Consider the following 10,733-nt stretch of genomic DNA (forward strand, 5'->3'; position numbering starts at 1 on the left):
AAATGAATTATCTTTAGGTTATAAAAGAGGATTAGTGAAAGTGCAGAAATATAAAAAGAGAGATGATTAGTCTCTCTTTTAGAATGCAGCTAATAAGCCATATGATAATGAACCAACAATAAGTGTCGCAAGTAAGATACCTAAGAAGATAGCTGTAATAGCCTTCTTAAAGTCCATATCAAGTAATGCAGCCACTAAAGAACCTGTCCATGCACCAGTACCTGGTAATGGAATACCTACGAATAATAAGAGTCCTAAGAATTCACCATTACTCATATTCTTACTCTTGTTCATAGCACGGTTTTCTAGTTTTTCAATTAATGGTCTAGAGAAGTTAAACTTCTTAAGCCATTTAAATATACGTTTAATAAATAATAAAATAAATGGAATTGGTAAGATATTTCCTAGAATACATAGAGGTACTGCATAACGAATATCTACTTTTAATAAGGCAGATGCAATTAATCCTCCACGACATTCAAGAATAGGAACTAAAGATACAATAAATACTGCAAGCTTAGATGAAATGTATTTACCTAATGTTCCTGCAAACCATAATGCGATTGATTCCATATATGTCCTCCTTGATTAACATGATTAATCATACATAAAGGTTATTATAAAGTCAATTTCTTCTTCCATATATCGACTAAATCACTTAATCTGTAACGGGCATTGGCAGGAGAAGAGGAAGGTAGAAGTACAGCCTTTATTCCTGTTTCTTTTTCCTGGTACTTCTTATAAAGTTTTAAAGAAGTCCCACCATTACAATATATCCTCTTGATATTTGTACCTTGTATTAAAGTTTTAATATCATTAGGTACAACATCCTTAATAGAGGCATCACTGCTTCCTGTAATAGTACATGAATGAATAATATCCCATATCGCAATATGGTGTTCCAATAACATCTTTTTCTTATCTTCTATTGTTTCATAGTCTGTTTGTGTGATTGTACCAATAATCTTCCAAAATCTATTTTGAGGATGACCATAATAGAAAGAAATTTCCCTTGATTTCACTGAAGGGAAACTTCCTAATATTAATACTTCACATTGTTCATCTATGATTGGTTCTAGTGGATGTTCAATCATACTTTTCTCTTTCCGTTCACAAATCCTGTGCATGAACTTAAAAATGAGCGTGGTAGGAATCTTGCCGCAATATTTAATAAGTATCCTGATATACCAGTGAACTGAACTAAACGATTATCAAATAAACCTTGTATACCTATTTCCGCAACAGCCTCTGCAGACTGAGGTTTAAATAACTTAAACATAGGAGACTGACCTAAGTTGGCTACATCCATAAATCCTGTCTTGGTAGGGCCAGGACATAAACATGATACTTCTACATTATAGTCTTTCAGTTCATAGGCAATAGATTCACTAAAAGATAATACAAAAGCTTTCGTTGCATAATAAGTAGACATATAAGGTCCTGCACAAAGTCCAGCAATAGAAGCCACATTCAATATACGGCCTTTCTTTCTACGTTTCATTGCCTGACCAAATACATAAGTCATCTGCATTAAAGCCACTATATTCAATAAAACCATCTTCTTCTGTTTTTCCCATGATGAATCATGAAAAGCACCATGATCTCCAAAACCTGCATTATTGACTAGAATATCAATACTTATATCATCAAGTACTAAATCATTATATAGATCTACGGCAGCATCTTCTCCTGTAAGATCCATCGCAATCACTTTAATCTGTACATCATATTCAGATAATTCTGCTTTCACTGCTTCTAGTTTTTCTCTATGACGTGCAACAAGTACAAGGTCATATCCTTTTCTCGCAAATACACGTGCACATGCTTTCCCTATTCCATTAGAAGCACCTGTAATTAATACTGTCTGTGACATCTTTCTCACCCCTTTCTACCATCATACTTTATCTTGACATTTTGTCAAATAAGCTATCTTTACTTATACTCTCCATACCTAGCATGACCTCATCAATATAATTATCAATATAAATCAAATGAGGCATATCGCTCATCTTAAATATCTTTAATAGTTCTTCTTCTACATAATGTGAATCTATTCCATCACTACATATAACGATTGCTTCAGGATTCAACATTCCAATAATATTCTGTAGTTCTAAAACAAGTCTTTTACTTCTACCTTTCATAGATCTTCTATTCTTATAATCTTCATGATTTATAACAGGCAAGAAACAAGTTTGTCCGGCAATAGAACTCTTTCCTTCTACAAGATGTCCATTAATAACTATTCCTAAACGTGAATCACCTTTTGAATCCAACAATACAATAGAATCATATTGCATATGCTTAATATAAGCACCTATAGCCCCCATATACACATCATTCTTTACAAATACTCGTTGTTTATAACGATTCTTTATATCTATATCACTATCAGGTAATGAGAGACATATTGTATGTACCTGTGCATTCAACATATCTTCAATAAAAGAACATAATACTTCACAATCTAGTTTAGATACATCTTTTCTTCTTTCTTCCATCATCTCACTATAGAGATTATAAAGACGTCCTATGACTGTTATTGTTTTATCATGCTTATAAGCATATATACATAATGTTTGTGAAAACTCTCCATTTACTGTATAAGACATACTTGGTCTTCCACCAGTAGATTCTCTATATCCTGCTTTAATTACAAGATTACTTTTCAACATCTCTTCTAAAAGACTATCAATCGTAGATAAAGATAAACCAGTATAGAATACTAATTCATTCTTTGTACACCCTCCTTGTTTTACTAACGACTGAATAATCTTAAAAACATTCTTTTTTCTAACACCCCTTATTTCATTCATACTCTGCCCTCCAGTAAGCGCTTACCTTATTAATAAAAATAGAAAGAGAATCCTTAACGATTCTCCTTGATTCTAATCTTTCTTTTAATAAAAGAAATTAATGTGATAAAACCAAATAAAATAGCTGTGAATACAACTAATGCAATCACATAAGAAAAAGATGACTTCTCTTCTTTTTGAACCTTCTTAGTCTTATTCTTTTTCTTAGTCTTAGTCTTTTTTACAGGTTCTTCCTGTTTTGGTGTTTCTGTAGTAGTGTCTTCATTTTTCTTTACTTCTACTCGTATTGATACTTTACGTGTAGACTGATATAACTTACCATAAACTGTATATTTACCTACTTCATTAAAAATCTGATTATCCCAGATAATTTTAACCTTCTTACTTGTCTTATTAGAATAGCTAACAGTCGCATATTGTGGTAATTGTGCTTCTACTCCTGTAGTTGTATAAACAACTGCAGGAACACTTACACTTGTAACAGATGCATACTTTACATGAACTGTCTGTGTAATAGTCTGATCATAAATATGACCATTTAAAGAAAATGTATGTACATACTTTAAAGCATTATTATCATAATTATCCCAGCGTATGATTTCATTTGATTGATCTCCATTAGACCATGTTACAGAAGCTGTTGCAGGTAAAGAGAGTGCTTCTCCTATAGTCACTGTTTTATTAGCTAAATCATCAATATGTGTTATTTTAGCTGCTTCTACATTCACTATACAGCTAGTGGTTACCTGTAAATCCGCAATAGTGCCTGTGACAGTAAATTGACTCGCATTTCTTGTCTTATATAAGCTTTCATCAAATGTATTCCAGTCAATATTATATTCCTTCTCACTACCATCGTAGAAGGTTACCTTCGCCTTTAATGGGAGTGATGGGGCTTCTCCAGAAGCAGTTGTCACTTCACCATCATAGCTGACATTGACTACATGATTATCTGCATAAACTGGGCTTATAAAAAACAAAGACATCAATAAAACTATGAATATCTTTCTCATTTATTTCACCTCTTATATCTATCTTATGCTTAATTCAAATAATAGTAAAGATTAATACTACGAATTAACCTAATGCGACATCTAGAACCATCATCAAAGTAAATCCTACTGAGAATAATAATACACCTAAATGAGAATGTTCTCCCTGACTCATTTCAGGAATTAACTCTTCTACTACAACATACATCATAGCACCTGCTGCAAAACTAAGTAGATAAGGCATCACCGAGATAATATAACTTGATAATAAGACTGTAATAAAACCTCCGATAGGTTCTACAATACCTGACAATGTGCCATACATAAAAGACTTCAATCGAGATGCTCCTGTACTTCTTAAAGGCATGGATACAATTGCGCCTTCAGGAAAGTTCTGTATTGCGATACCTATTGATAAAGCAAGTGCTGCCATGGCAGTCATTCCTTTATTACCTGATAAATAGGATGCATAGACAACACCTACTGCCATTCCTTCAGGAATGTTGTGAATAGTGACTGCAAGTACTAACTTGATCGTTTGAGACAAGTGACTACGTGGTCCTTCCTGACTATGATCTAAATGCATATGAGGAATCAAATGATCAAGTAATAATAAGAATAGTATACCTAACCAAAATCCTATAAGTGCAGGAATAAAGGTAGAAGATTGATCAAGTGATGGAATGATTAAACTCCAGATAGAAGCAGCCACCATTACACCTGCCGCAAATCCAGTGAGTGCTTTTTGTATATTTAAACTTAATTCTTTTTTCATAAAGAACACACAGGCTGCACCTAGTGTTGTTCCTATAAAGGGTATAATTAAAACCATATGAATACCTCCCTTACTCATACTACATAAATCAATTAGTTAATTCAAACTATGTGATAAAGAAAAAAGATAAGCATGGGGAACACTTATCTTCTTTCTTGTATTTACACTTGTACTTTGTAGTCTAACGAAGGGAAGGGATTGCTTGACTACAGTTTATATAATACTTAATGAATGTGTTAAGATTATAATTTGATTATGTCAAATTGTGTGAATCCTTGTTTCCAAACAAATACATATCATCTATAGGAATAATATTTCTCATATATTGTGTGAGATCTATTTCTTTAAGAATGACTTCTCCTACAATAGATACATTATAGTTGTATTCATTTCCGTCTTCATCAATTAACTGAATACGCCACCAATCACGATTTGTAGAGGATGGATGATTAGAAGATTCAAGAAAGAATTCTTTTAATAGTTCTAAGAGTGTTTCAGCTTTTTCCTGACCTATATTTACTCTTTTACGTCTAATAATTCTTCTAGAATTGAATCCATCTCCGTAATTGTATCCAGTAAACCAGATGTGTCCATCATGCAGGATTGTCAAACGCTGACTGACTTCTACACAAGCATCCGGTTTTACTCCACGTCCTTTCGCATCTGAATAAAGTATGATTTTAGATAGTTTCATGACGAACACCTCCTTCAATACATTTATTATAATTAATAACAATAAATGTATCAAACATTACAACTATTTTGAAAAAAATAATTATATGAAGAGTAATCCAATAGTATGTACGATAAAGGCACAAATCCAGGCAATGACACACTGGAAGATGACTATCTTCACAGCCCATGGACCACCTAGTTCTCTTCTAATAGAAGCGATAGCTGCCACGCAAGGTGTATATAATAAACAGAATATTAAGAGTGACAATGCACCTAGAGGTGTAAGTATTGTCATTAAAGATTCTGTTCCTTTAAATAATACTGAGAGTGTAGAAACAACACTTTCTTTAGCCATAAATCCAGCAATGAGTGATGTAGAGATTCTCCAGTCACCAAAACCTAAAGGTTTGAAGATTGGTGCAATAAGTCCTGCCACCATTGCAAGAATACTATCCTTTGAATTAGAGACTAAATCTAATCTTAAGTTAAAGCTCTGTAAGAACCAAATGACAATAGAAGCGATAAAGATAATACCAAAAGCTCTTTGTAAGAAATCCTTGGCTTTTTCCCATAATAACTGGAAAGTAGTCTTTGCGCTAGGCATACGGTAATTAGGAAGTTCCATCACAAATGGAACAGCTTCACCCTTGAATAAGAAACGCTTAGAAATAAGAGCTGTAATAATACCCATCACAATACCAAAGATATATAATCCAACCATGACAAGTCCAGCTTGTTTTGGGAAGAATGCAGCTGCAAAGAATGCATAGATTGGAAGCTTTGCAGTACAGCTCATAAATGGTGTCAACATGATTGTCATCTTACGGTCACGTTCTGAAGGGAGTGTACGGCTGGCCATAACACTTGGAACAGAACATCCAAATCCAATCAACATTGGCACAATACTTCTTCCTGATAAACCAATCTTTCTGAGTAGTTTATCACTTACAAAGGCAACACGCGCCATATATCCTGTATCTTCTAATAATGATAAGAAGAAGAATAAAATAACGATAATAGGTAAGAAACTAATAATAGAACCAACACCCTGGAATACACCATCAATAACTAATGAATGTAGCACTGGGTTAATATTCCAAGCAGTAAGTCCTTTATCTACAACTTGAGTCAAAGCATCAACACCTATTTCCATAAGTGACTGTCCCCAGGCACCAAATACATTAAATGTTAAAAAGAATACTAGTCCCATTATAACGATAAAGGCAGGAACACCTGTATACTTACCTGTTAAGATTTCATCAATCTTACGGCTTCTTTCTCTTTCTTTACTTTCATGTGGTTTAACTACTGTTTCTTTAACTAATTTATTAATAAAGGTAAAACGCATATCCGCAATAGCGGCAGTACGGTCTAATCCTCTTTCTTCTTCCATCTGTGAAATGATATGTTCAATCATTTCTTTTTCATTTGTATCAAGGTCTAAGGCTGCTTCTACTCTTGCATCGCCTTCTACTAATTTATTAGCCGCAAAACGTAATGGAATACCTGCTCTTTGCGCATGGTCTTCAATTAAATGCATGATGGCATGTAAGCATCTGTGTACTGCACCACCTTCATCATTTTCATCACAAAAGTCCTGTCTTAAAGGTGCTTCTTGATATTTCGCTACATGGATGGCATGATTCACTAATTCATCAATACCTTCATTCTTAGCAGCAGAAATAGGAACAACTGGGATACCCAATAGTTCTTCCATCTTATTTAGATGAACATAACCACCATTACCTCTTACTTCATCCATCATATTCAGTGCTAGAACCATTGGCACATCAAGTTCCATTAACTGCATAGTGAGATATAGGTTTCTTTCTATATTTGTTGCATCTACGATGTTGATGATTCCTTTAGGTTTTTCATCTAAGATATACTGTCTAGATACTAATTCTTCACTTGTATAAGGAGATAAAGAATAAATACCTGGCAAATCAGTTACAAGTGTTTCTGGATGTCCTTTAATAGACCCACTCTTTCTATCAACAGTAACACCAGGGAAGTTCCCTACATGTTGATTAGAACCTGTTAATTGATTAAATAATGTGGTTTTACCACAGTTCTGGTTACCTGCTAACGCAAAGGTAATCTGTGTTCCTTCTGATAAAGGATTTTCAGTCTCTTTATCATGATATTTACCACCTTCACCGAGTCCTGGGTGAATATGGTGTTTAATAGGTGAAATAGGTGTATGATCTTCTACACCTTTAGTTGTCATATCTATTCCAATCTTTTTCGCATCATCTAAACGTAATGTTAGCTCATAGCCATGAATACGTAATTCCATTGGATCACCCATTGGGGCGAATTTTTCCAATGTTACAACAGAACCTGGTATTAAACCCATATCTAGGAAATGTTGTCTTAATGACCCAGAACCTCCTACATAAGTCACTGTAGCACTTTCCCCAATCTTTAATTCATCTAGAGTCATAAAAAACCCTCCTTCATATTCTCTCAACAAGTATAGCACAAAAAAGCTTCCTTAAGTGGAAGCCTTTAAGTATTTTGTAGGTATAATCTTTGTAAGATAGATATTGTTTTCTGAGAGATAGAACTTGTATCCATCTTCATACATCTGTTTAGTATCAATAGTAAAGACATATGGTTTCCCATGTCTTGAACCAACCTTCGTTGCGGTTTCTATATCTTGAGATAAGTGAACATATATACGTGTCTGACTTAATATACCTTCTTCTAAAATAGAAGGTACAAAACGAGTCGCTGTACCATGATAAAGAATATCAGGTGGCTGTACTTCTTTTAAATCTACATTCACAGGAATAGAATGTCCTTGATTCGCACGTATTCTTGTATGATCTCCATTATATGAATAGCGCTGTTTCTCATCTTCTCTCACAATCATATCTAAGTCTTCTATTGTGATATTTAACGCTTCTAATATCTTTTGAACATCACCATAAGCATGTTCATCAAGTTTAATACCTATACTTTCTGGATGATGTCTCAAAATATAACTTAAACGTCTGCTTTTTCGCTCCATAATGATTTCTCTAACACCTTACCTAGTGCTTCAAATAATTCCTGTTCCTTGTCTCCAAAACGACCTAAACTATTAGAATCAACATCCAATACCGCAATCACTTTACCTTCCTCATCATGTAAAGGGACTACAATTTCAGACTTTGCTTCTGCATCACAGGCAATATAGCCAGGAAATGTCGTCACATCTTCAATAAGAATTGTCTGATCTCCCTGTACACATACACCACAGGCCCCTTTACCTACTTTAATATGTGTACATGCTACTTTACCCTGGAAAGGACCTAAGACAAGTTCCCCTGCTCTCATCATATAAAATCCTACCCAGCTTAAATCATCAATCGCATCCATGAGTAACGCACTTGCATTAGACAAGTTAGTCACAAACCATTCATTTGATGAAATAAGTTCTTCTAATTGTTTTATTAATAACTCCATTATTATTCCCCCTGTGTATATTCCTCATAAGATACAATCGCACTGATTGGTTTTCTCTTATCATGCATTGGTCCAGGTACACAATCCTCTCTTGGATAACCAATAGGTAAGATCATCACTGGTACATAATTTTCAGGAATATTAAACTGTTTGATTAACTCCTTATAATCAAAAGAACCTACATAAGTAGAACCTAATCCTAAATCAAAGAGTTTAAGCATCATGTATGTAGCCACAATAGACACATCTACTTCACCACATTCTCTATTATGCATATCCTTCCATGATACTGTCTTGTCATAACATAAAATCATTGCGAGAGGTGCATGGAAATGATATTTAGTACATTCCTTTAGTTTTGCAAGATTATCTGGATCTTCTACTACAAGAATTCTTTGTGGCTGATAGTTTACAGCTGTAGGTGCTATTCTTGCAGCTTCTAATATTTTATCTATTTTTTCTTTTTCAACCTTCTGATTAGAAAACTTTCTAACAGAATATCTTTCTTTTAATAACTGATCAAATTCCATAAGTTTGACCTCCTTATAGAACTATTATATAAGAAATACTCTTCTATATAAATAAAAAGCGGTCGAATGACCGCTTCAATTCATTATTCTGCAGGTTTTACAGATACTCCGAATTTCTTTTCAATCCATTTCTTAGTGCTATCGCTCTTTAAGATTTCAACAAGTTTCTTAATTGCTTTATTGTCTTTATTTGATTCTTTTACAGCGATGATATTCTGGTAAGTCTTTGCAGCTTCAGAATTTGAATCTTCAGAAGTGATGATCTTATCAGTCACTTTTGCATCTAATGCATAGTTACCATTAATAATACCGAAATCAACATCAGGTAATTTAGAAGCCACCTGTGCAGCATCTACTTCTACTAATTCAACTTTTTTGTTGTAAGATACAACATCTTTCTTAGTTGCAGTTACACCTGCATCTTTCTTTAATGTAAGAACACCATTGTCTGCAAGTAATAATAAAGCTCTTGCTTCATTAGTTGCATCGTTAGGAATTGCAATCTTAGCACCATCTTTGATATCAGATACTGCTTTATATTTAGTTGAATATAATCCTAAAGGTTCAAAGTGAATAGCTCCTACTGATACTAAATATCCATCATCACCCTTCTTATAACCTTTGTCTTTGTTGTAAGAAGTTAAGTATGGCTGATGCTGGAAGAAGTTTGCATCCAATGAACCATCTGAAGTAGATGGATTGATGTTAGGATAATCTGAGAATTCCTTAATCTTTAATTTATATCCTGCTTTTTCAAATTCTGGCTGAACATGCTTTAAGATAATAGCATGAGGTGAAGTTGTTGCACCTACTGTAATAGTTTTAGAATCTGACTTGCTTCCACATCCTGCTAATGAGAAAGCTAAAAGACCTGCTGTAAATACTTTTAAAATGTTTTTGTTCATAATATTTTCCTCCAATGTATTAATTAATGTGTTGTTTTTTCTACGAGTTTGTCACCAATTGCCTGAACAATTGAAATTAAAATAAGAATTAAGATAATAACGACGAATGTGATATCTCCCATTGATCTCTGTAAACCATATCTAATCGCCATATCACCAAGTCCGCCTGCGCCAACAGAACCAACAATCGCAATCTGTCCGACTAACGCAATAAATGAAATTGTAAGACCTCTGATCATCCCTGGAATATTTTCTCTTAAATAAACATCAAAGATGATTTCTTTTGTACTGAGTCCCATCGCAATACTTGCTTCAATGATTCCTGGATCAATTTCCATAATGGCTGATTCCATCTGTCTTGCGACAAATGGTGCTGTTCCTATAACTAGAGGAACAAGTGCACCTTCGATACCAATTGTTGTACCAAATAAGGCACGAGAGAGTACAGCTACAGTAGGAATTAAGATAATGAATGGAATAGATCTAAATAAGTTAATAATCTTATCTAAGATCCAGATAACTGGTGGATTTTCTTTTAAAAGATCTTTTCTAGTGACTGCAACAATAACTTCTAATAAGATACCAAT

General features: G+C 33.9%; 13 protein-coding genes. All 13 read right to left on the minus strand.

Annotated elements, in window-relative coordinates:
* Positions 1 to 78: 78 nt before the first annotated feature.
* Positions 79 to 573: a COG2426 family protein gene (locus ACT8VG_RS00125; RefSeq protein ID WP_022425509.1), complete on the minus strand. Its 495-nt coding sequence runs from the start codon at positions 571 to 573 to the stop codon at positions 79 to 81.
* 44 nt (positions 574 to 617) lie between these two features.
* On the minus strand, positions 618 to 1,094 hold the full coding sequence (locus ACT8VG_RS00130) for a DNA-deoxyinosine glycosylase (protein ID WP_187011635.1): 477 nt from the start codon (positions 1,092 to 1,094) through the stop codon (positions 618 to 620).
* Positions 1,091 to 1,873, minus strand: coding sequence for an SDR family NAD(P)-dependent oxidoreductase (locus ACT8VG_RS00135; protein ID WP_187011636.1), 783 nt, complete (start codon positions 1,871 to 1,873; stop codon positions 1,091 to 1,093). Before ACT8VG_RS00135 ends, ACT8VG_RS00130 begins: the two co-directional genes overlap by 4 nt.
* Before the next feature lie 28 nt (positions 1,874 to 1,901).
* Entirely contained in the window at positions 1,902 to 2,816 is a 915-nt protein-coding gene (locus tag ACT8VG_RS00140) for a hypothetical protein (RefSeq protein WP_444194974.1), read from the minus strand.
* A gap of 53 nt (positions 2,817 to 2,869) precedes the next feature.
* The gene (locus tag ACT8VG_RS00145) at positions 2,870 to 3,829 is read right to left on the minus strand and encodes an Ig-like domain-containing protein (protein ID WP_187011638.1); all 960 of its coding nucleotides are present in this window, start codon (positions 3,827 to 3,829) and stop codon (positions 2,870 to 2,872) included.
* 64 nt (positions 3,830 to 3,893) lie between these two features.
* Positions 3,894 to 4,640, minus strand: a complete 747-nt coding sequence (locus ACT8VG_RS00150) for a ZIP family metal transporter (protein ID WP_226793384.1) — start codon at positions 4,638 to 4,640, stop codon at positions 3,894 to 3,896.
* A 196-nt stretch (positions 4,641 to 4,836) separates the two neighbouring features.
* Positions 4,837 to 5,277, minus strand: coding sequence for a hypothetical protein (locus ACT8VG_RS00155; protein ID WP_432268031.1), 441 nt, complete (start codon positions 5,275 to 5,277; stop codon positions 4,837 to 4,839).
* Between the two features lie 81 nt (positions 5,278 to 5,358).
* Entirely contained in the window at positions 5,359 to 7,704 is a 2,346-nt protein-coding gene (feoB, locus tag ACT8VG_RS00160) for a ferrous iron transport protein B (RefSeq protein WP_444194975.1), read from the minus strand.
* Positions 7,705 to 7,755: 51 nt separating this feature from the next.
* Entirely contained in the window at positions 7,756 to 8,274 is a 519-nt protein-coding gene (locus ACT8VG_RS00165; protein ID WP_187011642.1) for an RNA 2'-phosphotransferase, read from the minus strand.
* On the minus strand, positions 8,250 to 8,711 hold the full coding sequence (locus ACT8VG_RS00170) for a GAF domain-containing protein (protein ID WP_022425500.1): 462 nt from the start codon (positions 8,709 to 8,711) through the stop codon (positions 8,250 to 8,252). The genes ACT8VG_RS00165 and ACT8VG_RS00170 overlap by 25 nt, the downstream gene beginning before the upstream one ends.
* A 2-nt stretch (positions 8,712 to 8,713) precedes the next feature.
* Positions 8,714 to 9,241, minus strand: coding sequence for a nitroreductase family protein (locus ACT8VG_RS00175; RefSeq protein WP_187011643.1), 528 nt, complete (start codon positions 9,239 to 9,241; stop codon positions 8,714 to 8,716).
* An 83-nt stretch (positions 9,242 to 9,324) separates the two neighbouring features.
* Positions 9,325 to 10,146, minus strand: a complete 822-nt coding sequence (locus ACT8VG_RS00180) for a MetQ/NlpA family ABC transporter substrate-binding protein (protein ID WP_187011644.1) — start codon at positions 10,144 to 10,146, stop codon at positions 9,325 to 9,327.
* A 23-nt stretch (positions 10,147 to 10,169) separates the two neighbouring features.
* On the minus strand, positions 10,170 to 10,733 hold a 564-nt coding region (locus ACT8VG_RS00185; RefSeq protein ID WP_444194976.1), incomplete at its 5' end, for a methionine ABC transporter permease.

This window comes from Catenibacterium sp., assembly GCF_052354645.1.
GTDB lineage: Bacteria > Bacillota_I > Bacilli_A > Erysipelotrichales > Coprobacillaceae > Catenibacterium > Catenibacterium mitsuoka_A.

Bases quoted from the DNA above. Each gene is read 5' to 3' on its own strand.
- ACT8VG_RS00165 (WP_187011642.1), bottom strand. From the start codon at position 8,274: ATGGAGCGAAAAAGCAGACGTTTAAGTTATATTTTGAGACATCATCCA.
- ACT8VG_RS00130 (WP_187011635.1), bottom strand. From the start codon at position 1,094: ATGATTGAACATCCACTAGAACCAATCATAGATGAACAATGTGAAGTA.
- ACT8VG_RS00150 (WP_226793384.1), bottom strand. From the start codon at position 4,640: ATGGTTTTAATTATACCCTTTATAGGAACAACACTAGGTGCAGCCTGT.
- ACT8VG_RS00145 (WP_187011638.1), bottom strand. From the start codon at position 3,829: ATGAGAAAGATATTCATAGTTTTATTGATGTCTTTGTTTTTTATAAGC.
- ACT8VG_RS00175 (WP_187011643.1), bottom strand. From the start codon at position 9,241: ATGGAATTTGATCAGTTATTAAAAGAAAGATATTCTGTTAGAAAGTTT.
- ACT8VG_RS00180 (WP_187011644.1), bottom strand. From the start codon at position 10,146: ATGAACAAAAACATTTTAAAAGTATTTACAGCAGGTCTTTTAGCTTTC.
- ACT8VG_RS00140 (WP_444194974.1), bottom strand. From the start codon at position 2,816: ATGAATGAAATAAGGGGTGTTAGAAAAAAGAATGTTTTTAAGATTATT.
- ACT8VG_RS00155 (WP_432268031.1), bottom strand. From the start codon at position 5,277: ATGAAACTATCTAAAATCATACTTTATTCAGATGCGAAAGGACGTGGA.
- ACT8VG_RS00135 (WP_187011636.1), bottom strand. From the start codon at position 1,873: ATGTCACAGACAGTATTAATTACAGGTGCTTCTAATGGAATAGGGAAA.
- ACT8VG_RS00125 (WP_022425509.1), bottom strand. From the start codon at position 573: ATGGAATCAATCGCATTATGGTTTGCAGGAACATTAGGTAAATACATT.
- feoB (WP_444194975.1), bottom strand. From the start codon at position 7,704: ATGACTCTAGATGAATTAAAGATTGGGGAAAGTGCTACAGTGACTTAT.
- ACT8VG_RS00170 (WP_022425500.1), bottom strand. From the start codon at position 8,711: ATGGAGTTATTAATAAAACAATTAGAAGAACTTATTTCATCAAATGAA.